This is a genomic window from Chloracidobacterium sp., assembly GCA_016715795.1.
Classification (GTDB): Bacteria; Acidobacteriota; Blastocatellia; order Pyrinomonadales; family Pyrinomonadaceae; genus OLB17.
This window is the reverse complement of the sequence record JADJXP010000002.1, coordinates 2,222,717-2,245,284: the sequence shown is the minus strand read 5'-3', so window position 1 is coordinate 2,245,284 and position 22,568 is coordinate 2,222,717. Positions and strand designations below refer to the sequence as shown.

The 22,568-nt window shown below is 57.0% G+C and carries 20 protein-coding genes and 7 pseudogenes; 15 read left to right on the top strand and 12 right to left on the bottom strand.

What is annotated here, in order from left to right; translation table 11 throughout:
* The first annotated feature begins 337 nt into the window (after positions 1 to 337).
* The 7 genes and pseudogenes from IPM59_15370 to IPM59_15340 all read left to right on the top strand — a co-directional run bounded on the left by IPM59_15370 (position 338) and on the right by IPM59_15340 (position 3,805).
* Positions 338 to 773, top strand: a pseudogene (locus tag IPM59_15370) (bacterioferritin).
* A gap of 226 nt (positions 774 to 999) precedes the next feature.
* Complete coding sequence (locus tag IPM59_15365; protein MBK9216940.1) at positions 1,000 to 1,302, top strand: GNAT family N-acetyltransferase; 303 nt, start codon at positions 1,000 to 1,002, stop codon at positions 1,300 to 1,302.
* Between the two features lie 26 nt (positions 1,303 to 1,328).
* Positions 1,329 to 2,125 (top strand): annotated as a pseudogene (gene lpxI, locus IPM59_15360) (UDP-2,3-diacylglucosamine diphosphatase LpxI).
* Positions 2,126 to 2,286: 161 nt separating this feature from the next.
* Complete coding sequence (locus tag IPM59_15355) at positions 2,287 to 2,568, top strand: hypothetical protein (protein MBK9216939.1); 282 nt, start codon at positions 2,287 to 2,289, stop codon at positions 2,566 to 2,568.
* Between the two features lie 23 nt (positions 2,569 to 2,591).
* Positions 2,592 to 2,909, top strand: coding sequence for a hypothetical protein (locus IPM59_15350; GenBank protein MBK9216938.1), 318 nt, complete (start codon positions 2,592 to 2,594; stop codon positions 2,907 to 2,909).
* A 111-nt stretch (positions 2,910 to 3,020) separates the two neighbouring features.
* Positions 3,021 to 3,326, top strand: coding sequence for a M28 family peptidase (locus IPM59_15345; protein ID MBK9216937.1), 306 nt, complete (start codon positions 3,021 to 3,023; stop codon positions 3,324 to 3,326).
* A gap of 275 nt (positions 3,327 to 3,601) precedes the next feature.
* Positions 3,602 to 3,805, top strand: coding sequence for a hypothetical protein (locus IPM59_15340; protein MBK9216936.1), 204 nt, complete (start codon positions 3,602 to 3,604; stop codon positions 3,803 to 3,805).
* Here the strand turns inward: IPM59_15340 and rsmI are convergent.
* The 3 genes and pseudogenes from rsmI to IPM59_15325 all read right to left on the bottom strand — a co-directional run bounded on the left by rsmI (position 3,750) and on the right by IPM59_15325 (position 6,116).
* A pseudogene (rsmI, locus tag IPM59_15335) lies at positions 3,750 to 4,700 on the bottom strand (16S rRNA (cytidine(1402)-2'-O)-methyltransferase). The gene IPM59_15340 and the pseudogene rsmI sit on opposite strands and share 56 nt — an antisense overlap.
* 113 nt (positions 4,701 to 4,813) lie before the next feature.
* The gene (locus tag IPM59_15330; GenBank protein ID MBK9216935.1) at positions 4,814 to 5,413 is read right to left on the bottom strand and encodes a hypothetical protein; all 600 of its coding nucleotides are present in this window, start codon (positions 5,411 to 5,413) and stop codon (positions 4,814 to 4,816) included.
* 295 nt (positions 5,414 to 5,708) lie between these two features.
* Positions 5,709 to 6,116 (bottom strand): annotated as a pseudogene (locus tag IPM59_15325) (S8 family serine peptidase).
* A gap of 104 nt (positions 6,117 to 6,220) precedes the next feature.
* On the opposite strand from IPM59_15325, the gene IPM59_15320 reads away from it, so the two are divergent.
* On the top strand, positions 6,221 to 6,409 hold the full coding sequence (locus IPM59_15320; GenBank protein MBK9216934.1) for a hypothetical protein: 189 nt from the start codon (positions 6,221 to 6,223) through the stop codon (positions 6,407 to 6,409).
* Positions 6,410 to 6,524: 115 nt separating this feature from the next.
* Here IPM59_15320 and IPM59_15315 read toward each other — a convergent pair whose 3' ends face one another.
* From IPM59_15315 to IPM59_15305, 3 genes are all read right to left on the bottom strand, one after another.
* Positions 6,525 to 6,713 carry a hypothetical protein gene (locus IPM59_15315; GenBank protein ID MBK9216933.1) on the bottom strand — a complete coding sequence of 63 codons (189 nt, stop codon included), beginning with the start codon at positions 6,711 to 6,713 and terminating at the stop codon, positions 6,525 to 6,527.
* Positions 6,706 to 7,038 carry a hypothetical protein gene (locus tag IPM59_15310; protein MBK9216932.1) on the bottom strand — a complete coding sequence of 111 codons (333 nt, stop codon included), beginning with the start codon at positions 7,036 to 7,038 and terminating at the stop codon, positions 6,706 to 6,708. Before IPM59_15310 ends, IPM59_15315 begins: the two co-directional genes overlap by 8 nt.
* A 285-nt stretch (positions 7,039 to 7,323) precedes the next feature.
* Entirely contained in the window at positions 7,324 to 7,863 is a 540-nt protein-coding gene (locus IPM59_15305) for a DUF2085 domain-containing protein (GenBank protein MBK9216931.1), read from the bottom strand.
* Between the two features lie 77 nt (positions 7,864 to 7,940).
* Between IPM59_15305 and IPM59_15300 the strand changes: the two genes are divergently transcribed.
* The gene (locus IPM59_15300) at positions 7,941 to 8,090 is read left to right on the top strand and encodes a hypothetical protein (protein ID MBK9216930.1); all 150 of its coding nucleotides are present in this window, start codon (positions 7,941 to 7,943) and stop codon (positions 8,088 to 8,090) included.
* Positions 8,091 to 8,107: 17 nt separating this feature from the next.
* Here IPM59_15300 and ppsA read toward each other — a convergent pair.
* The 5 genes and pseudogenes from ppsA to glpX all read right to left on the bottom strand — a co-directional run bounded on the left by ppsA (position 8,108) and on the right by glpX (position 13,428).
* A pseudogene (ppsA, locus tag IPM59_15295) lies at positions 8,108 to 10,551 on the bottom strand (phosphoenolpyruvate synthase).
* A gap of 147 nt (positions 10,552 to 10,698) precedes the next feature.
* A complete protein-coding gene (locus IPM59_15290; protein MBK9216929.1) occupies positions 10,699 to 11,190 on the bottom strand; it encodes a hypothetical protein in 492 nt (163 codons plus the stop codon).
* The gene (locus tag IPM59_15285) at positions 11,159 to 11,620 is read right to left on the bottom strand and encodes a hypothetical protein (GenBank protein MBK9216928.1); all 462 of its coding nucleotides are present in this window, start codon (positions 11,618 to 11,620) and stop codon (positions 11,159 to 11,161) included. The genes IPM59_15290 and IPM59_15285 overlap by 32 nt, the downstream gene beginning before the upstream one ends.
* A complete protein-coding gene (locus IPM59_15280; protein ID MBK9216927.1) occupies positions 11,601 to 12,371 on the bottom strand; it encodes a hypothetical protein in 771 nt (256 codons plus the stop codon). The genes IPM59_15285 and IPM59_15280 overlap by 20 nt, the downstream gene beginning before the upstream one ends.
* Before the next feature lie 18 nt (positions 12,372 to 12,389).
* Positions 12,390 to 13,428, bottom strand: a pseudogene (glpX, locus tag IPM59_15275) (class II fructose-bisphosphatase).
* 220 nt (positions 13,429 to 13,648) lie between these two features.
* On the opposite strand from glpX, the gene IPM59_15270 reads away from it, so the two are divergent.
* From IPM59_15270 to IPM59_15245, 6 genes and pseudogenes are all read left to right on the top strand, one after another.
* On the top strand, positions 13,649 to 13,945 hold the full coding sequence (locus tag IPM59_15270; GenBank protein MBK9216926.1) for a ferredoxin family protein: 297 nt from the start codon (positions 13,649 to 13,651) through the stop codon (positions 13,943 to 13,945).
* A 222-nt stretch (positions 13,946 to 14,167) separates the two neighbouring features.
* A pseudogene (wecB, locus tag IPM59_15265) lies at positions 14,168 to 15,311 on the top strand (UDP-N-acetylglucosamine 2-epimerase (non-hydrolyzing)).
* A 95-nt stretch (positions 15,312 to 15,406) separates the two neighbouring features.
* Positions 15,407 to 17,113 carry a glycosyltransferase gene (locus tag IPM59_15260; GenBank protein ID MBK9216925.1) on the top strand — a complete coding sequence of 569 codons (1,707 nt, stop codon included), beginning with the start codon at positions 15,407 to 15,409 and terminating at the stop codon, positions 17,111 to 17,113.
* Between the two features lie 100 nt (positions 17,114 to 17,213).
* On the top strand, positions 17,214 to 18,680 hold the full coding sequence (locus tag IPM59_15255; GenBank protein ID MBK9216924.1) for an NAD(P)/FAD-dependent oxidoreductase: 1,467 nt from the start codon (positions 17,214 to 17,216) through the stop codon (positions 18,678 to 18,680).
* Positions 18,677 to 19,642 carry a polysaccharide deacetylase family protein gene (locus tag IPM59_15250; protein MBK9216923.1) on the top strand — a complete coding sequence of 322 codons (966 nt, stop codon included), beginning with the start codon at positions 18,677 to 18,679 and terminating at the stop codon, positions 19,640 to 19,642. Before IPM59_15255 ends, IPM59_15250 begins: the two co-directional genes overlap by 4 nt.
* 9 nt (positions 19,643 to 19,651) lie before the next feature.
* A complete protein-coding gene (locus tag IPM59_15245) occupies positions 19,652 to 21,166 on the top strand; it encodes a hypothetical protein (GenBank protein ID MBK9216922.1) in 1,515 nt (504 codons plus the stop codon).
* Here the strand turns inward: IPM59_15245 and IPM59_15240 are convergent.
* Positions 21,157 to 22,524 carry a hypothetical protein gene (locus IPM59_15240; protein ID MBK9216921.1) on the bottom strand — a complete coding sequence of 456 codons (1,368 nt, stop codon included), beginning with the start codon at positions 22,522 to 22,524 and terminating at the stop codon, positions 21,157 to 21,159. The genes IPM59_15245 and IPM59_15240 overlap by 10 nt on opposite strands.
* Positions 22,525 to 22,568: the final 44 nt, after the last annotated feature.

Genomic DNA, 22,568 nt, shown 5'->3' with positions numbered 1-22,568 from the left:
TTTTGCCGGCGTCTCTACCGGCCTGACGGTGATGTCTCGCACTATATTTGCCCCCGTTACTTCTCACAGCGAACGACCGCATGAAAACTGGCCTGACGCCCTGCCCGGAAAGGCTCGGAAACGGTCACAAACCGCCAGCAAAGGAGCGCTGAATGAGGGCGCGGTCTGGGTCTATGGCTCGGTCTGGACCGCATTTTCCGACCGATGACGAAGACCCGCTCAAAGAGGGTGAAAGGTCGAGGTCGTCGAGGTAAAGGGTTCGTCCGTTTGCGTCCGACGAGTGACCAAAGACCTGCCGTCGGCGAGGATAAACCGCCGTGCCTGCCGTAAAGTATCTATCACGAACAACACTGAAAGACAGAACGCGATCGACACATTGAACAAGATCCCCGAACTCGAACTGGCCGGCGAAGTTCGCTATACGCATTGGCAGCCTGATGGTCTTTGGCTGTTACCGAATCCTGATCGTCTCGTGGCTAGAGGGAAATGGTGGACGAATCAATGGGCCATGCGCATAAGGCAGGTGAATTCGTCACGATGCTTGGCGGCCATCCGAGCCTCAAGATCGGCCCACTGCTCGAGCATCGAGAAGGACGACATCGGCGACATCCTGCGAAAGCCTCGACCACGAGCTACAACGCCGAATGCCTATTACGAACTGCTGTCGATCACCGAAGGCGTGTCTGTCGCCCTCGAGGAATATGCCCGCGAGATGGTCCTGCTCGAGGAGATCCTATCTCGACGAGGTCAATAAGATGGTGAGAAAGCCGGGGCGAGATCGCCCTTTGATGAGTAAGGGCTGCGTCATAACAGAAACAGAGCGGCTGATCATTCGTGAGATGACCACGGATGACGCCGCCTTTGTGCTGGCAATTCATCAACACGCCAAAATTTCCACCGCCGCATCGCCGACTGAGGCGTCCGTACTGTCGAGGAGGCCAAGCCGTATATCGAGGGAGCGATTCCTTGCCAATTATCGCCAGCATGGTTATTCGATGTATGCCGTGCCTCAAAGACGGAACGCCGATCGGCAATTGCGGCTTTGTCCGACGCGACACGCCGGGGCCGGACATCGGTTTTGCATTCCTGCCCGAATACGAGCGGCAAGGTTACGGTTTTGAATCTTCGCAGGCGTTGTCGCGATACGGGCGTGAGGGGCTTGATTCACTGAGGTCTTCGCGATCACGTCACTCGATAATGATGCCTCGGTCCGGTCGCTGGAGAAGCTCGGCTTCTGCTTCCGGGAGATCATCGCGAGCGATGACGAGCAATTCAAAACTGTTTCACATGCTGCTGTCCTGACACGATTCCTGCTAAAATAGCCGCCGATGAGATACGGCATGATCGCCGGGAACGGACAGTTCCCATTTCTGGTTGCCGAGGGCGCCCGCCGCTGGCGCCTCGCTCGCCGTCGCGCTGATCAGGAAGAAACTGACCTCGGATCGAGGCCGAGGCCGACGTCGTGACCTGGGTCGGCATTGGGCAGTTGGGCAAGATGCTGTCGTTCTTTAAGAAGCATGGCGTCGAAAAGGTAATAATGGCCGGCCAGGCCAAGCACGTGCAGATATTCTCGGGCGCCATGCCCGACGTGCGAATGGTCAAGATGCTCTGGAATCTGCCGCCGCAACACTGACGCCCTGATTGGCGGCGTCGCCGCAGAACTCGCCAAAGAAGGTATCGAATTGATCGATTCGACATTTTTTATTCGTGACCAACTCGCCCGAAGGCTCGCTTTACCCGCCGGTCGCCTGACAAGAGCGAACGCGAGAATATCGATTACGGCCTTCACATCGCGGCCGGAATAGCGGGTCTCGATCTCGGCCAGACGATCGTCGTGCGTTCGCGAGCGTGCGTTGCCATTGAGGCAATGGAGGGCACTGATGCCGCCATTCGGCGTGCGGGCGATCTGGCCAAAGGCAAGCTGACGGTAGTCAAGGTCGCAAAGCCCGATCAGTACATGCGTTTTGACGTGCCCGTCGTCGGAGTTCCCACCGTCGAGGCCATGATCGAGGCCGGAGCAACATGCCTATCGATAACGGCGGGCAAGACGCTGATTTTTGATCGCGAAGCGATGCTGGCCCTCGCGGATTCGAGAAAGATCGCCATCCTCGGCACTCCTGTGTGAAACAATGCGTTCTCCGGCGGCGTATCACCACTTGCCAGACAGGAGAAAAATGAGAAGAACCTTATCCGCCTTGTCGCTGTTAGCGGCATTTGTCTTTCAATCCTTAGCCCAGGCACCGGGTTGTCCGCGTAACATCAGCCGAACGCAAGATCGCCGAGGGCGTGACCGCCAAGCAGATCAGCGAATATCTGCATTTCGTCGCGTCAGACGAGATGGAGGGCCGCGACACGCCGTCGCGGGGCCTCGACCTGACAGCGAAATTCATCGCGATGAACCTGAGCCGATGGGGCTTTAAGCCCGCGGGCGATAACGGTACTTTTTTTCAGAAGATCGCTCTGCGAAGCGAGGTGGTCGATCCGGCCGCCAACACGCTATCGATCGGCGGCCAGCCGCTGGAAGTATTTTCAGGATTTTTACCGAACGAGTGGAAATACGACCGTTGACGCCCCGCTCGTCTATGTGCGGCATGGCTGGATGGTCAGGGCTAAGGGCATCGACGCCTACGAAGGCGTTGATGTCAAAGGCAAGATCGTCGTCATTTACGGCGAAGGACGGTCACGGCCGGATCGTCCCACGAACCCGCCAAAGGGCGTGGACCGACGACGACCTAAATGGCGTCAAAGGCACGGATTGGGCCGATCCGATCACGTATGCCGAGGCGCATGGTTGTCGGTATGATCCTTATCGCATCACCCCAGATACAGGGATTTTGGCCCCAGCTTCGCAACTTTATCGGCCGCGGCTCTACATTTCCGGAGAAACTTCGCGATACGCCAACCAATAAAGCTGGTCTGCCGTCGATGCTCGTTTCAGCGTCGGTCGCCGATACGATCTTTCCGGAGAGACTGCCGGAAAGGACTCGGCGACCTCGTTCGCGCTGAACAAGACCGCATCGATGACAACGGCCGGGAAGGTCGAAACGAAATGGACGCAGAATGTCGCCGCCGTCTGGGAGGGCCGCGACCCTAAGTTAAAGGACGAGATGGTGGCGATCGGCGCGCATTACGACCACGTCGGGATCAATCCCAACGTGCCCGGCGACGATAAGATCTTTAACGGTGCTGATGATGACGGCTCCGGAACGACGGCCGTGCTGAGCATTGCCGAGGCCCTTGCTAAGACTCGGCTCAGGCCGAGACGGTCAATTTTGTTTGTTTGGCATTGCGGCGAGGAAAAGGCTTGTGGGGCGCGAATACTTTAATAAGTTTCCGACAGTCGATATTAAACAGGTCGTCGCTCAGCTGAATGTTGATATGATCGGCCGCGCCAGAAGAAGCCCGGCGACACTAATCCGAAGAACAAGGACCTCTCAGGTGAAAGCGAGATCTACGTGATCGGCAAAGACATGATGAGTTCGGCCCTGGGCACGGTCGTTGACCAAACGAACAAGTCGTATCTGGGGCCTGGCTACAACACGCGCTACGACGACCCGAAGGATCCTGAACGGTTCTTTTTCCGCTCGGACCATTTTTAACTATGCTGAACGGAATTCCTGTGACATTTTGGTTTGACGGCGTTCACGAGGACTATCACGGCGTCGGCGATCACGCTGACAAGATCGATTACCAGAAAATGGAAAAGGTCACGCGGACCATTCTGCTCACATTATGGGAGCTCGCCGATCTCAAGCGCCGTCCTGCGGTGGACAAAACGCTTCCGCCGGAATTGACCGAACGTTAAGCGGCGTCAACTGACCGATAAGAGGCCGGCGGCGGTTACGCCGCCGGCTTTTATTTTCGCGCTTCCCGGGCTTGACCAGCATCTGACGATAGGTTTCGGACTTGCTCAGACCAAACTCTTTCGCGACCTTCTTGAGTGCCGTCTTTGGATCAAGCCCTCTTTCTCCAAGGCTCTGATCCGTTTTGCGAGCGACTTAGGTTCACCCCTGCACGACACGCTCCGCCTTCTGCCGATCGATCAACAGGACGATCTCGCCCTTGACCTTGCTGTCGGCATAACGCGTCGCGAGCTGAGACAGCGATCCGCGGACGACCTCTTCATGCATTTTTGTAAGTTCACGGGCGATGACGGCCTGGCGGTCGCCGAGGACATCGGCACAATCTACGAGTGATCTGGCCAATCGATGAGGAGCTTCGTAGAAGATCAGCGTCGCCGGCAATTCGCTGACAGCCTCGAGACGTTTGCGGCGTTCAGACCGTTTTGACGGCAGGAACCCGCCGAAGAACAGCGAATCCGTGGCAAGCCCCGAAACCACAGCCGCACTAACGAACGCCGCCGGGCCGGTACGGCAACTAACTGAGGCCCTGATCTCGATCGCACGCCCGACGATGCGAAAACCAGGGTCGTTTATGCCGGGCGTGCCTGCGTCCGAAACGACGGCTATCGAGGCACCCGCGAGCAAACGGTCGGCAAGCTCCTCGGCACGCTCGTGCTCATTGTGTTCGTGGTAACTGACCATGCGGTTCGAGATACGCAGGTGGTTCAGTAGATTGCCCGTGCGCCGCGTATCTTCGCATGCGATCAGATCTACGGTGCGCAGCACGTCGAGAGCTCGCAGGGTAATATCCTGCAGATTGCCGATAGGCGTCGCGACGAGGTAAAGCGTTCCGGGCACGGGACTAGGTTAGTTTTATTTACGACAACTCGCAATCCGGACAGCGGCCAGGCAAACAAAAAGGCCCGTATCTCGCGACACGGGCCAAAACGAAAATTGGGAGGTCTATCAGATCAGAACGGCCACCAGTTCGGCAGGTTATTGTTCCCGTTGTTACGGCCGTTGCCCCATCCACCGTTGCGGCGGCCACGATTGTTGTTGTAGCCGTACGCGTTCCCGAGCGTATTCAGGTCATACTGGATCGAGTTCCAAAGCTGGCTCAGGTTACCGTTCAGCCTGAGCCGGGCCATCTGTCGATCGACCTGCCGGCCGAGGTCGAGTACGCGGCGGATCTCGCCATTATTCTGGCGATTTCTGCCCGAATTCAGTTGATCGACGGCGTTGTCAAAATCGCGAACGGTATCCATGATGCGGTCCTCGCGATCGGTTCCGTCATAACGGTCATGCGGTCGAGCCGAACGGTCCATCTGGCGTTCAAATTGGCTGGACTTTCTCTTGAGGTCTCTGATCGTGGAGCTCAAATTGCCATAGCCGCCGTACTGGCCGTTACCATAACCGCCATTGCCCCAGCCGCCGTATTGTCCGTTGCCATAGCGGCCATTGCGGTTGTAATCGTCGTCGTCATTACGCCACTGTGCCGAAGCGATGGCCGGCAAGCTCAGGATCATCAAGGTAAATGCCATTAACCCGATAATTCTCTTAACTTTGTTCATTGTTTTCTCCCTTTTAGTAAAACTAGGCAATGATCTGGCCATTGCTCACCTGTCGTATGGCAAAGGGCGTGCCAAAGTGCTACTCGATCTCGCACTCAGAGCCAAAGCGTGTATTTAGAGCAGGTTACAATCCTATTGACCAGCCGACGGGCCGATAGTTCGTCACAAAGTCGGTCTGGCCTAGACCAAATGGTGAGTTAATGCGGCAGATGGTTTTTGGTGCTCCCGGCCAGGGCGTTCGCGGCACATATGCGGGCCGCCTGAGACCGTGCGGCCCGAAAGGCCATTTAGCTTATCACCGCTCTCGAGTGAGGCGCTCTCGAAGGGCCTTTACCGAGATACGCGGCTCATTGGCGATGATCAGGGCTGCGACGCCTGAGACATACGGCGTCGCCATCGAGGTGCCGGACGCTTCACGATAGCCGTTGTTGAGCCAGGTCGAGAGAATGTCCTTGCCCGGAGCGGCCACATGAACGGTCTTGCCGCCAAAATTTGAGAATGACGCGAGTGCGTCGTTGCGGTCGAGCGCCGCCACGCTGAGGACATTCGGCAGGTCGTAGTTGGACGGGAAATGGCCACGCTTGTCATTGTCCGAGCCATCGTTTCCGGCCGCGGCAACGAACAGGATGCCGGCATCGCCTGCCGCGCGGATCGTATCTTCGAGAGCCTTTGACCTCGGGCGCGAACCCCAGCTCGCTGATGACGCGGACGTTCACGCCCGCTTTCTTGCGGTCGATAGCGTAATTGATCGCCGCTATCGCATCGTCGGTCGAGCCAAAACCGCCGCGGCCGAGGAACTTGAGCGGCATGGATCTTGACCTTCCAATTAATGCCCGTGACGCCGAGCCCATTGTCGCCCTCGGCACCGATGATGCCTGCGCAATGAGTGCCGTGGCCGTTGTCATCCATCGGGTCCGAGGCCTGGTCTGTGCCATTGTAGCCATGCAGATCGTTGAATTGCCCCAGTTCGTCATCGACATAAGCGGGCATATTTGACGGCCGCATCCACATATTTTCCCGCAGGTCCTCGTGCGTGTAATCGACGCCCGTGTCGAGCACTGCTACGACAACCTCTTCGCCGCTGGTCGTGGTCTGCCAGGCTTCTAACGCGTCAATGTCGGCGGCGCGTGCCGCCGTCGGCACCGGTGTTATTCAACGCCCACTGCTCGATGAACATCGGATCGTTCGGGCTGTTTTTGCCTGTCTCACGATGAACGAGGTCACGCGGGCTTTCCTTAACGATCGGATCGTCGAGCTTGATCCTGATATTTGGCTCGGCGTAGGCTACCAGATCATCCATGGCGGCATACTGCCGGGCAACCTCCGCGAAGATCTGCGTTATCCAGGTCGTCGATAACTGTCAATCCGGCAACGGATTCGATCTCGTCATTGAGCCGGTCATTATTTGCTGATGCGACAGCGCGAATGCGATCAAGCGTAACGCCCGGCTTGAAACGCACCAGCACCTCCGGGACACCGGTTTTCCTCGCCGGTAGAGCCTTGGTCTGTGGCGGCGTCGGCACCGCCAGGGTCGCACGCCAACGTTCGATCTGGCCAAGCACGGCTGCGAATACAACCAAAACCACCGCCAGCGTGACGTGTATCCAAATATTATTGCGATTCATGATACTGCTCCCGAAAGTTCAGCGTAAACTCTTATTCTACGACGTAATTTGCTCCCTCAAAGTTGTGCGAACCGAAGCTGATATTTATCGCCCCGATACTCAAACTTCCGCCCGGTCGCTTGAGGCCGATCTGCCAACCGCTCGATATCATCTGTGCCGCCATCTCATCCGCCGCAGGGGCACCGAGCGATGCGTCGGGGAAAGTCTTTATCGGTAACGCCGGCCAGTGTCACCTCGGCGACGGCAGATTCGCGGGTAAAATTCATAGCTTGATCTTGCGTTTGTTTACGAACTTGAGTCAACGAAAGTTCGCCGCCGGGAGAGGTTTCTGGTTATTTCGACGATCGCCGGGACGATGAACGTAGCACACGCGACGCCTAGGATCAGACCTGTAAAAAAACGCGACGCTTGCGTATTCTCCCAAATTCCAAAGAAAGTGAGCGACCAGTCGATGCCGATGGGAATGAGAGCGAGGAAGAGCCAAACCTTTGGTAGCGGTTCGATCTCGTCAATGCGGGCCACAGCGGATAAAATGACAAAGCCGAGCAGAATGCCAAAATAGACGCCGAAGCAGCGCGAGCAGACCGCGAACTGTTCGCCTGCGATATGAACGGAACGCTCAGGGATTTGGTGACAGAGAAAACGAAAGAATGTGTAAAGCGGCGAGGCGACGGCGTCGACGGCATTCGCTTTTGCGACCGGTGCCAAGACGATCAAGAGCACCCAGACCACGACCACTGAGAGACCGACGGCCCACGCCCGCCACGCCTGTCGGCGAAATCGGGACGAGATCTCGACCGGGATGTACTCGACAGGGCGCTGCACGCCTACTAACTTAACATTATCTAGGCCGCCCGTCTCACTCGGGCAGAAGGCCTGGACTTGTAGATGACCTGCAGGAGATGCGCGGCTCCGCCGCTCTATTTGCGGAGGAGCTTGCTCCTCCGAACATCTGTAAACTCAATCGCGGCTTGCCGCTGCCACGCGTTCGGTGGCGGCAAGCCGCGCAGACCACGGCGGACGAACGGAGCAGCAAGCTGCTCCGCAAATAGGGCGGCAAGCCGCGGGACTACTTTACAGCGCGGAGCTTCGGGCTGGCGGCCTCGCCTTCGATGCCCATGGAACGTTCGGTCTCAAGTATGTGCTGGGTTGTCTGGATGACCGTATCCGGGTTTAGTGAGATCGAGTTGATGCCTCGTTGAACGAGGAAGTCAGCGAACTCAGGATAATCGGACGGTGCCTGGCCGCAGATGCCGATCTTCTTGCCGTTTTGCACGGCCGCGTCAATCGCCATCGCGACCATCTTCTCGACGGCGCCGTTCCGTTCGTCAAACAGGTGTGCGACCATCTCGCTGTCGCGGTCGAGTCCGAGGGCAAGCTGAGTGAGGTCATTAGAGCCTATCGAGTAGCCGTCAAAGACCTTGAGAAATTCATCGGCAAAAACGACGTCTGACGGCAGTTCGCACATCGCATATATCTCAAGCTCGTTCTCGCCCTGACGAGGCCATACTCGGCCATCAGTGCGATCACCTTTTCGCCCTCCTCGACCGTTCGGCAGAATGGGATCATCGGCTTGATATTGGTCAGGCCCATATCCTCGCGGGCCCGGAGCAGCGCCTGGCATTCAAGCTTAAAGCCTGCACGATAGCGGTCGTCGTAATATCGCGACGCGCCGCGGAATCCGATCATCGGATTTTCTTCCTCGGGCTCAAACTCGCCGCCGCCAATGAGCATTGCATACTCGTTCGATTTGAAATCCGACATGCGGACGATCACCGGTTTCGGATAGAACGTCGCCAGGATCCGGCCGACGCCTTCGGCCAGGCTCCGGACAAAGAACTCTTTCGGATCCTCTTCGAGGATGCGTTCAGCGATCAGATCGATGGTCCTGCGGTCGCGAAGATTGGGATAATTCACTAACGCCATCGGATGAATGCCTATGTGGTTGTTGATGATGAATTCGAGCCTCGCGAGGCCGACGCCGTCGTTTGGCAGCCGCGAAACGGCGAAGGCGTTGTCGGGATCGCCTACATTCATCATTATCTGCGTCCGTGGGCGCACCGTGTCGTCGATCCTCTGCTTTTCGACCTTAAAGTCGATCTTGCCGTAATAGATGTTGCCCCGCTCGCCCTCGGCACACGAGACGGTTACCGGAGCCCCATTCTTGATCTGCTCAGTCGCGTTGCCGGTGCCGACGATACACGGAATGCCGAGTTCGCGGCTGATGATCGCGCCAGACACGTCCGGCCGCCGCGGTCGGTGACGATGGCTGACGCTCGCTTCATTATGGGTTCCCACGCCGGATCGGTCATCGAGGTCACGAGGATCTCACCTTCCTGAAACGTGTTGAGCTTAGACGGATCGAGCAGGACGTGCGCCGTGCCGTGGCCGATCTTCTCGCCGACCGCTACGCCGGATGCGAGAGGTGCACCGTGTGCCGGTCAGCTTGTATTTTTCAATAAAATTATCTTTTCGCTGAGCATGGACGGTCTCAGGACGAGCCTGGAGAATAAAGAGCTCACCGGTGATGCCGTCCTTCGCCCATTCGATATCCATCGGTCGCGAATGGCCGGCACGCTTTGAATAATGGTCCTCGATGGCGCAAGCCCACTGGGCAAGCCGCAAAGACCTCAAAGCCCGCGAGGCAGAAACGCTTTCGCTGGCTCTCGACAACGTCGCGCACCGCAGTGCCCACGCCGTCGTCGTTAAAGACCATCTTGACCTCTTTCACGCCCAGCTTTCGCGTGACGATCGGGCGGAAGCCCAGCTTGAGCGTCGGCTTGAAGACGATCCATTCGTCCGGCGTCGCCATGCCTTGCACGACCGCCTCGCCAAGGCCCCATGCGCCGTTTATCACGACCGCATCGCGAAATCCGCTCTCGGTATCGAGCGTGAACATAACGCCCGAACATGCCGCGTCTGAACGCACCATCGGCTGGATACCGATCGACAACGCCACATCAAAATGGTCAAAGCCCTTTGCGGTGCGATACGAGATAGCACGATCTGTCCACAGGCTGGCATAGCACTGGTGGCACGCCTCGATAAGGCGGGCCTCGCCACGGACGTTGAGGATCGTGTCCTGCTGGCCTGCAAAGGATGCGTCCGGCAGGTCTTCGGCCGTGGCGGACGAGCGCACCGCAACCTCACAGTTCTTCTTACCGGAACGCTTGCCCAGGCGGTGGTACGACTCGATTATTGCCGCCTCGACATCCTTTGGAAAGGGCGTCTCGACATCAGCCGCCGGGCTTCCGCTCCGACACGCGCAAGCTCATCGAGATCGTTGATATCGAGACCCTTGAGCAGGGCCTTTAGACGCTTTCGCAGATCATTGGTCTCGGCGAAGAGATTGTAAGCATGGCTCGTCGTCGAAAAGCCGTCAACGGCCCGCACACCCTGCGTCGTCAGCTCACGAAACAATTCACCGAGGCTCGCGCACTTGCCTCCAACGAGCGCGACATCATCGGCGCTCACCTCTGAGAGGTCCAGAACGTATGGTTTTGCTTCTGCCATATTGTCAGGCCGCGGCCGCGGCAAATTCAGCTTTTGCGGTATAATATTCTTCCGGAAGGTCGCCGGTATCCTCGCGGACGAACCGCATTTGTTTCGGCTTGAGCGTTGCGATCAGCTCCCGCCGGCTTTTGGTCTGCATCGGTTTGCCTATGTAGATCTTACCGGCATTTGCCAAGCGTTTTCGCTCATCATGCCGGAGAACATCATCAACGGATATGTAAAATTCGGACCGTTGAGACGCCGCAGCTTGTAGAGCCACATACCGATCGAACCGATCCGCCACGCCGTCGGCCCCCACCAACTATACTGTCCCGGCCGCAGGTTCATCTTCCAGCACTTCATCATGAGCTGCCACTGCAACGGGGTGAGTTGGCGCGTCTGTGTGACGCCGCGTTCCATCTCCATACGCGTGTCATGCAGCGGCGTGAAGATCGACGGTATTAAAAACGCAAAAAGCCCGCGGCGTTCCATTTCATAGATAAGGTCGAGCGTAGCCATGTTGTCCTCGTCCGTCTCCTCCGGATTGCCGACGATCAGGGTCATCGCGGGGAACCAGTTGTTCTCATTAAGCACTCGCAGGCCCTCAAGCACAACGCTTGGCCAATCGTCAATTGCAAACGGCACAGCCTTCGACGTCATCACTTTCTTTGCCATCCGGACCGAACCGGTCTCGAGGCCGATAAGCGGAGCGAGGGCCTTCTTCTCCGGATGTGAGCTGAGATACGGGAAATGGATCGGGCTCTTGGGCGAAGAACAGTCGTGAAAGCTCCCTGATCAGAACCGGATCGACCACGGACGGAGCGACCGTAGCATGGCTAAGGACGTGCTGCTCAACGCCCGGCGTGTTGACGACCTCACCGTAGAGGTCGAGCAGAGCTTCGCGGTTTGGAAAATAGAACGGTGTCTCCGTATGCACTTGGCCCCAGATGAACATATCCTCCGTCGCCAGGCTGATCTGTTTGTTGCCCTCGCGAACGTTAGCTCGGACAGCGTCCATGATCTTGTCCTTAGGAAGGTCGATCTGCGGATTCAGGTCAGGTAAGCAAAATTTACACCTGCGGCCGCGCATTCGTGGTCATCTCGACGACGCCAAATGTGGTCCGCGTGTCGGGAAAGAGGATCGCATCGCGATCCTGCGGATGCACGACCGTTACCTCTTTCGGCAGTTCTTCGCCATCGATCGCTTTGGCAAACAGGTCAAGCGTGTCCTGCGATTCACTGCGGCCCTCGACGATGCAATCTATGCCGAGCTCATCGTAAAGGTCCGTTTGAATGATCTGCCATCCGCCTGACCCGCCAACGATCACCTTGAAATTATCCTGATATGGGCTTGCCTTGATCTTTGCGAATAGCTGCCGCGAATAATATGAATTTATCGGCATCTTTGACGAGCCAAAGATCGAGGTATAAACGCCGGCCGCGAACGTTACACCGAGCGGATTGTGCGTTGAAACGGCAATGACGCGGGTCTTAGGCCCGACGAATCTATCGAGATCATCCGGATAGCATGCGACGATATCATCCTTTGAATAGACACGTTCGAGCGACCTCTCAACAAGTCGGACACCGGCAGGCATGTACCTGGCAGATCCGTCGGCGTAATGCTCGACCTCACGCCATTTAGGATACTTGCGGTTAATGATGCCTTCCATCCAGATCGGCAGAGAGGCCATTGCCATCTGGATGAAATACCTGGCGTGATCGATCGCTTCGGTAAGTGGTGCCGTCAGGACGATCAGCTTTCCGCCGACGCTAGGGGCGCGGTTGGAGCCAACTGCTCCGCCATAGGCAACGTCATCGTCGGCAACGTGCTCACCCATCTTGCCCTCAAATCCTTGCTAGAATCGAATCACCGCATCAGGCCCGCCCTCGACATGGACCGTATCCACGAATCGAATGCTCTTGCTGTCTGTCGTCATCACGACAGAATGTGTCCGTTTGCCCGACCCAAAGAAGCGGACACCGCGCAAAGAGGGCGCCGTCAGTCACGCCCGTTGCCGCGAAGATGACCTTCTTGCCGGGAGCCAGATCATCGGTGTCATACACCTTGTTAGCGTCCGTAATGCCCATTTCCCGAAGCCGGGACATGACCTGCTCGACCGGCGGAACCTTTGATCGGTCAACGCCGAGCCGGTCGGGATCGAATACGAGCTTGGCCTGGATCTCGCCGTTCAGGCATTTCATCGCGCTGGCTGTGATGACGCCTTCGGGTGCCTCCGATGCCCATCAGGGCGTGGATATTCGTGCCCGCAACGGCCGCCGAGATGCCTGCGGAGAGGTCGCCGTCGGATATAAGCCGTATTCGTGCCCCCGAACCCCGCACCTCATCGATGAGCTGTTTGTGGCGCGAACGGTCGAGCACGATCACCGTCAGATCGTCGATATCGCGGCCGAGGCGTCGGGCGATGTTCTTGAGGTTGTCCTCAACGGGAGCCTCGATATCGACGGCGCCGCGGCACGAGGGGCCCACGACGATCTTGTCCATGTAGATGTCCGGCGCAGAGCAGGCCCCGCGCTCGGCGGCCGCGAGGACAGCTATCGCATTGTTTGCACCGAGCGCGCACAGATTTGTGCCCTCGAGCGGATCGACCGCTATGTCAACCTCGGGGAAATCGGCTCTTGACTCCTCAGAAAAGATGCCGCCGCCGACCTCTTCACCGATGTAGAGCATCGGGGCCTCGTCGCGTTCGCCCTCGCCAATGACGATGCGGCCGCGATCGGGACGGTATCCATTACCTCGCGCATGGCCTCGACGGCCACATGGTCGGAATACTTCCGGTCGCCCTGGCCCATCGTCTTGGCGGATTCGATGGCCGCGGCCTCAGTTACACGCAGAAAATCAAGTGAAAGGTCTCGTTCAGCTTTGATGGTTTTCATCGGACTCCGTGACAATAGAAAATTTTTGATTTTTTGAGCAAACTGAGGGTAGTTTACCACTTGTTAACAGGTTGCGGAAGCCCGACCCGCAGTGAGGGTGAAATACGCAGCGTGAGCGTGTCACCCTTGCTCACACATGGGCTTCTGCAAGGTGATTTGACATCGCAGGCCGTGAATATTACGGTTTTAATTTATTGTAACTCCTCGAGAGGAAGCCCTAATGACCTACATAGTCACCACACCCTGCATTGACTGCAAATACACTGACTGCGCCGCCGTCTGCCCGGTCGAGGCCTTTCACGAAACTCCGGACCGGCTGTTGATCAATCCCGATAACTGCATCGATTGCGATGCCTGCCTGCCGGAGTGCCCCGTAGAGGCGATCTTTTCGGACATGTCCTATCCACCCGAATACGCGGAATGGCTCGATAAAAATGCCGAGGCTGAAAATTATCCGATCATCTCAACCAAGGTCCCGGCACTGATGGGCCCAAAATGCGAGGGCCCGCCCGAATAAGGGAAGGGAAGCCGCAACCACGCTTATGAAAGTAGCTATTAGCTGTAAGCTATTAGCTACTTTGTCAATACCTGCCGCAGAAAAACATTGCAAAACGGAACACGAGAGTGTTTAGATGTATAGTTATCGCATCAACCTGGCAGTTCTCAGGGTCGAATGTCTATGTTCGATACGACAACTAACACCACCGGCAGCAGACCGCAAACGAACGTCGACTGGCGGATGAAAGTGCTCGTCCTGTTTGGGACGAGGCCTGAGGCGATAAAGCTGGCGCCCGTCATACACGCATTGCGATGGAAATTCTTCCAGACGATCGTGGTCTGCTCGAGCCAGCATAAATGTCGTGCAGCCATTCCTCGAGAGCCTCGCGATCGATGTTGACTTCGACCTCGGCGTGATGAAGCGCAATCAGACGCCGACCGAGGTCTGTTCGCGCGTCATGGCAAAGCTCGACAAGATCATCGCTGCGGAACAGCCGGATCTGATCCTCGTGCAGGGCGATACAACCACGACGCTTGCGGGCGCACTTGCGGGATTCTACCGGCGCATACCGGTAGGCCATGTCGAGGCCGGGCTGCGGTCGGGTAACCTGATGAGCCCGTTTCCTGAGGAAATGAACCGGCGCGTCGTATCACAGATCGCGGCGTTCCACTTTGCCGCAACCGAAAAGAACCGGCGAAATCTGCTCGACGAGGGCGTGACGACGGAAAAGATTTACGTAACGGGTAATCCTGTTGTTGATGCGCTCAAGCATATGCTCAAGTATCTCAAGGTCTCGCCGGAGATCGCAGGCCTGATCGATCAAACCAAGGGCCTCAAACGCCTGCTGCTCACGACGCATCGCCGCGAGAGCTTTGGCGAGACCATGACCGCGAATCTCAAGGTCATTCGCGACTTTGTCGATAGCCACAAGGACGTCTGCCTGTTCTTTCCCGTCCACCCAAATCCCAATGTGAAAGGCGTCGCCAAGGAGATACTCGGCAAGCGCGAACGCATCCATCTGCTGGAGCCGCTGGACTACTCGGACTTTCTGGCAATAATGAAGGCCTCCTGGCTGATCGTTTCCGATTCTGGCGGAGTTCAGGAGGAAGCTCCGAGCCTCGGCAAGCCGCTCCTCGTGCTTCGCGAGAATACCGAAAGGCCCGAGGCGATACGTGCCGGTGTCGCAAAGCTGGCAGGCACCAGCCCCGGCACACTAAAGCAGATGCTCGACGAGAATCACGCCGTAGATAGCTGGATAAGATCGGTCAAGGAGGTCGCCAACCCCTTTGGCGACGGCCGCGCCGCTCAAAAGATCGTCCGCATCATCGAAGAAAAACTTGCCACCAAGGCCGGCGGTCCGACTCTGCAGCAAACACTCTTTTAGGATTTTTCCCGAATTATACCTTTTCTTACCCTAGCGGCCGAAAGTTAAGGCCGCGCAAAGAGGGTTATTCAACCTCTCGCTCACGAGTGCCGACTATGACGATCGAGACAAATCCCCGACGACATCTGCTCACCATTCTGGTCGAGGACTATTTCCACGTTGGAGCGTTTGAGAACCTGATCCAGCAGCGAAACTGGTCCAATTTCGAACCGCGTTATGAGCAGAATACGCTCAAAACGCTCGACTTGCTCGACCGGTACGATACACAGGCAACGTTCTTTGTGCTCGGTTGGATCGCAGAACACAACCCCGCACTGGTGCGCGAGATCGCAGATCGCGGCCATGAGGTCGCCAGCCGCGGATACTATCATCGAAGCCCGCGAAACCTGACGCCAAACGAGTTTCGCGAGGATCTCAGACGTACGAATGCGGTCATCGAGGACGCCTGCGGCCAGAAAGTTATCGGCTACCGTGCGGCGGAAAAGCTCGCGTTCGACCAAAGCGGCTGGGTACTCGACACACTGGCTAACGAAGGTTTTGTGTATGACGCTTCGTTCCTGCCGACGTCCAAGACGGAAAAGGCAAAACGCATCGCCCATGAGATCGACACCGGCGATGGCTCCATCTGGGAATTTCCCTATGCGACCACTGACCTCGGCATCGGGCTGCTGCCGATCTCAGGCGGGAACTATCTCAGGCAACTGCCGTATACGCTGATGCGCAAGGCAGTCAGGAATTGGCACAAGAATCAGGACGATCCGTTCGTTTTCTACTTCCACGTATGGGAACTCGACCCTGAGCAGCCGAGGATCTCGGCTGCATCGAGGCTCAACCGCATTCGCCATTATCGCAAGCTCGACAAGATGGAGTGGATCCTCAATGAGAATCTAGCCCTCTACGACTGTGGCGGCGTCGCCGATCACCTCGGCGTAAAGGGTGGCCTCCGTTCGACTCCGGCTCTTGCGGCCTCGCTGACCGAGGCTCCGGCGGCCGCTGTAAGAGCAGTCGAGGATCTTCGGCCCGTGTCGATCGTGATCCCGTGCTACAACGAGCAGGAATCTCTGCCATACCTCGCAAAAACGCTCGCCTCGGTCGAAGGCCGTCTGAACAACATCGGATTCCGGTCGGAACTGATCTTCGTGGATGACAACAGCCAGGACGAGACCGTTCGGGTCATGCATTCGCTCTTTGGCGAGCGCGAGAATGTAACGATCATCCGGCACGAGGTGAATAAGGGCGTCGCCGGCGGCATCATGACCGGCATACGGGCGGCAAAGACCGAGTTCGTGTGCTCGATCGACTGCGATTGCACTTTTGATCCTCACGAGCTGGCCCGGATGATCCCGCTGATGGCGGACGGTGTCGATATGGTGACCGCCTCGCCGTATCACAAGGACGGCGGAGTGCAGAATGTGCCCGGCTGGCGGCTTCTGCTCTCGAAGGGAGCATCTGTGCTCTACCGCCGCGTTTTGCGGACCAAGATCGCGTCCTACACTGCCTGTTTCCGCGTATATCGCCGCAGCACAATGGTCAATGTAAACCCGACGGCCCCCGGCTTTCACGGCGTTCCCGAGATGCTCGGGCTGCTCGACCTGGAAGGTGGCAAGATCGTCGAATTTCCCACGGTTCTGGCCGTTCGTCTGTTCGGTGCCTCGAAGATGAATACTCTGAAGACGATCGTCGGCACCGTTAAACTCCTCTCTCGCCTTGCGATGCTCCGTATCTTTGGGAAATCTGCCTCCATTGAACCTTCTTTAACCCCAGCAGAGCTAAGCCCGGCCTCGGACAAGCTCCGCAAATAAGAACTCCGGCAGATGTGCCGATCGAACGGGGTAATGCTGCGTATCGTTAGCGATATGCGGTCACACCGCGACGGCATCCATCAAACCGGCTTTTCCAAGAATGCAGCAAAGGATCGCAATCGTCGGCTCCGGCTTTCTCGGCATGACACTCGCAATGCGCTACGCCGACGCGGGAGCGCAGGTCACTCTTTTTGAATCCGCCCCCGAGATCGGCGGCCTCGCCTCGGTCTGGGACATCGGCGACATCGTTTGGGACAAGCATTATCACGTCATCCTGGCGTCTGACAGGCACACGCGCAACCTGATCGAGGAGATCGGACTCGGCGACGAACTGCGATGGGTCGAGACGAAAACGGGTTTCTATACCGACGGCGAACTGCTGTCGATGTCAAACACGAAAGAGTTTCTCACATTTCCCGCTATCGGCCTGATCGACCGGCTGCGTCTCGGGGCAACGATCTTTTATGCGTCGAAGGTAAAGAACTGGCGACGGCTTGAGAGGCTGTCGGTCGAGAAATGGCTGACGCGCTGGTCGGGGCGAAAGACATTTGAAAAGATATGGAAGCCGCTGCTCAAGGCCAAGCTCGGCGACGCCTATAAGGAAACGGCGGCGTCATTCATCTGGGCATCCATTCAGCGAATGTACTCTGCCCGTCGATCCGGAATGAAGCGCGAGATGTTTGGCTACGTTCGCGGCGGTTATGCCCGCGTGCTCGAACGCTTTGGCGAGGTCCTGCTGGGCAAGGGCGTGGAGATCAGGCTGAACTCGCGTGTCGAATCGATACAGCGGCTTGCAAACGGTAAGGTCCGGATCTCAACAAATGCCGCGCGGCGTAATGGCGACGTCAAGCCCAACATCGTCCGCCAGCCGACAAAGTATGCGAATTTCCAGGCCGCAGTGGCTATCGCCCCTGGCTTCTCAGGGGCATTTATCGCGGAACCGCAGATGGACATCGGCGCGGTGGTGCCGTTTCCCGGCGATCGCTCTGTCACGGAATATGACCGCGTGATAATGACCTGCCCGTCAAACACGGCTGAGAAAGTGCTCAAGGGGCTTGACCCGGTCGAGCGCAGAAAACTCAGCAGCATCAGATACCAAGGCATCGTCTGCGCCTCGGTAATGCTAAAACGCTCGTTGTCGGATTATTATGTGACAAACATTACCGACGACACGCCGTTTACGGGCATCATTGAGATGTCCGCAATAGTAGATAAGGAGGAATTTAACCGTAACGCGCTCGTTTATCTGCCGAGATATATCGCACCTGACAACGAGTTGTTTGACAGGTCGGACGACGAGATCGAGGAGTATTTCCTCGATGCGCTTGAGGTGATGTATCCGCACTTTGACCGCTCAGATGTGGTCGCCTTCAAGATCTCACGGGTTCGTCAGGTATTTCCGATCCCGGTCGTCGATTATTCGACCGGCCTCGCCGACATGCGCTCATCCGTTGACGGTGTGCATATCGTCAATTCGTCGCACATTGTGAATGGCACGCTCAATATCAACGAAACCGTTCAGCTTGCTGAACGATTCTTTCGCGAGGACAGCGCAGGAGAAAGATGAAGATCGCCAGCCTGTCATTAGATCTCGATAATCAGTGGTCTTATATGAAGACGCACGGTGATGCGGGCTGGGAATCGTTCCCGTCGTATCTCGATCAGGCCGTGCCGCGAATACTGGATCTCCTCCGTGAGCGAGGCCTTAAGATCACCTTCTTCGTTATCGGGCAGGACGCAGCACTGGAAAAGAATCGCGAAGCCATCGCCGCGATCGCTGCCGACGGCCACGAGATCGGCAATCACAGTTTTAACCACGAGCCGTGGCTGCATTTGTATTCGCGAGATGAACTTGAAGAGGAATTTGACCGGGCCGAATCTGCGATCGAAAGTGTGACCGGTCAGCGTCCGATCGGTTTTCGCGGGCCCGGCTACAGCCTGAGCCCGGCCGTTCTCGATCTGCTCGGCCGGCGAGGATACGAATATGATTGCTCTACGCTGCCGACCTATCTCGCACCATTGGCAAGGGCGTTTTTCTTTCTCAAGTCGCCGACGATGGCGGCGGCCGAGCGTGAGAAGCTGAGCAAGCTGTTTGGCAAGTTCTCGGACGGCTTTCAGACGCTGCGGCCACATTTTATCGAGGCGGCGGGGCGAAACCTCGTTGAGATACCGGTCACGACCTTCCCCTTGATCAAAACGCCGATCCATGCGACCTATCTGCAATACCTGTCGGCGTTCTCGACAACGCTTGCGGCGACGTATTGGAAGTCGGCACTCGCGGCATGTTCAATAACGGGTGTCCAGCCCTCAATGCTGCTGCACCCGCTGGATTTCCTGAGCGGTGAGGACGTGCCGGAGCTGCGGTTCTTTCCGGGAATGAATGTGCCAAGTGCCAAGAAACTCGAATTCCTCGACAATGTGATCGGAGCGTACGCGACGAAGTTCGAGGTCGTGAATATGAGCGGACACGCGAAGCATTTTCGCGATAATGCCCATGCTGCAGTTCCACAACCGGAAGCTCTGCTTTAGGATCAAGTTGTGTTCGGATCTGGATACGCTCGCGATCTACTTCGCTCGGACGGAAGCTCTTCTGCCGGCTTTTGGCTCTGTTTCTCTTTTCTTTGTCTCGGGGTCATTGCCCTGCACGCCAAGCCCGTCCCGTTTGGCAACGAGTTCATTTACCTGATGCGGCTCGGGCCCTATGCGCCGGTAAACGACTGGTCGTTTGCCCACGCCGCGAACGAACATTGGCTCTTTAACCTCATTTTCAGTATTCCGGCAAACCTTGTTCCGCTCGAAGTACTGGGCTGGGCCGGAAGGGCACTTGTCTGGATACTTTGCCTTGCCGGACTTATCCGCCTCGGGCAAAACTGGAAGATCCCATATTGGTCGATCTCCTTTGCCGTCTCGTTTTGGTTGGCGATCGGCCAAGCCGTCGTCAATGCGGAGTGGATGATCGGCACCTTTGAGGCAAAGACAGTCGCTTACGCATGCCTGCTGTTCGCCCTGAACTATATTGCAAGCGAAAAACTGACGCTTGGATCGATACTTCTGGGACTCTCGTTCAGTTTCCATCCGGCCGTCGGCCTCTGGGCCATTCCGGCGGTCGGCATCGCTCTTCTTGCCGAACGCGTGGCGATTCGCGACGTAGCCAAGGTGGCCGGCCTGACGCTGCTGTTCGCTTTGCCCGGCATTGTTCCGTTGATCGGTGAGCAGATCGAAGCGCAGCCTGCGAGCTACACCGATTGGCAGTTCATCGTCATCAAGCACATGCCCTTTCATTTCGATCCGTTCTATTTCTCGACGCTCGGAATGGCACTCTTGGGGCTGATGCTGATCTTCAACGTGATCGCTCTGCGTGGAACAGAGAGCTTCGCGTTGCGTTTTCTGCGCAGTTTTCAGATCGCGATCGCCGGTTTCTTTCTGCTTGGGATCCTATTGAGGGCACTCGAACTCTACCCGCTGCTACGTCTTATGCCGATGCGGCTGTTCCCGATATTGACGCCGTTGTTCTTTATCTTCTCGGCTGTCTATTTTCTTCGTAAGCTTGACGGCCCGCTGCGCAAAGCCATTGCCCTCGCATGCGTATTGGTCATCCTCGGCCTTCTCGATCCGCTGGATGAGGGCATCGGGCGGCTGCGGGAACTCAAGGCGAGTTGGGTCGCCAGGCCCAATGACCTCGAGATGTCTTTGAGGTGGATCGCAAAAAACACGCCGCCCGATTCGGTAATTCTAACCTCGCCGATCGGCAAGGAATTCTGGTACCATTCGCAACGCTCACAGGCCGTCTCGTATATGTATCCGCGGTATGACCGGCTGTCTGAATGGCGCGGGCGGATCGGCGACCTCACCGCCAACGCGCCGATCACAGACCGCGCAAGCTCGCGCGCCGAGATCGAAACGGCATTCGCTGACCTATCGGCTGAGCAGATCGAGGCATTGCAGCAAAAGTATTCGGCGACTTATCTCGTCACCACGACGGATTATTCCTTCCCCGTAGCCTTTCGGGCCGAGACCTACAAGGTCTACCGGTTACCGCAAGCTCACCAGTGATAATTCCCGAATAACTGCATACCTATGGCCTGAGCGAAAACGAACGTTGCGAGTTGCCGCCGTTCCGACGCTCCGGCATCCGAGTCCTCGAGATAATGGGCGACAGGGAATAGCAGAAAAGGATAAAGGAACATGCACGCACGGGCCGTCTCACCGGTTCGGAAGGCCCCGGTCACGAGCATGCCTGCAAATGTTCCGCAGCCGAGAAGCGTGAGCATCAGATGCGGCCGCTCGCGGAATTTTGCGAATCCCTTAAAGAATAGAATGAGAAGGAACGGCCCGAAGAAAAAGGCGATCTCGGCAATGTCCTCGATGCGTGTGAACAGATAGTTTACAGGCTCGACAAAGAGCATAAAGCCATGCGGATTCTCAAATGCAGACGCCGTTCGAAATGCCCGCACCGCGTCGTAGCCGGTGAACCAATACAGCAAAATGTGAAATGCTGCGAGGCCGAGGACCACGACCGCCGAGCGTTTAAGGCTGCGCTTTACGAGCAGTTCAAAACCGGCCAAAACGGGGAGAATAAACAGGCTGACAAACGTCAGAAAAAACGATGTCGAAACCAGAACGGCCGCGGCCGCCGCCGAACCTCGCGATCTGCCAAAGCAAAATAGATAGAGAGCCGCGATCAAGATTGCGGCGATCAGCGCGTCGAGCGTTGCGAGATAATAGATCTGGATGACCGGAAGAAATGCAAAGATCGCCGTCACATAGCGGGCCGTATCATCATCCACCGCAGCGGCCATCAGACGATAAACAGAATACAGGCTCACCGGAAAGGCGATCAGCATTATCGCGACCGCTATGAGAGCGGGGTCACCGAAGATGCGATCCAGCGCGTAAAAGGTAAGCACAGCGCCGGGCGGATGCGTGTGGCTATGACGATGGAGCGTCGGCTGCAGTTCATTGAAACGTGCCAGAAAGTCCATCGCTCCGGTGGTCTTGATCGCGTCGTGATAGTATTCCTGCCCGTCGAGCGAATAGGGCACCAGGACACCCGTCTGAGCATCACCGGCTATGGGCGCATAGAATCCGACCGCAACACCATGTATAAAGCTCAGCCCCACTATCAACAAGATCGCAGATGCGATCACCAGCCGCAGTTCATAGCGACGGGCATCGAGAATTCTTATCAAGATGAAAAAGCCCGCCGCAACCGCACTGGCAACCACGATGTCGCGCACCGTCGGTATCCGAACGTCCATGATGCTCACCGGCCAGTAGTACGGGCAATCGAAGGCGATAAGATCGGAGCAAACGTAGCGCAACAGCCGCTGAATAACGATGGTAGCGATGATGAATATCGCACCGGCCGTCACGGCCTGTTTCCATGTAAATAGTTTTGAGGATAAGGTCATCGTTATCTGTCCGTTGGAAGTATACAGTGAAACCCGTCGTGCAA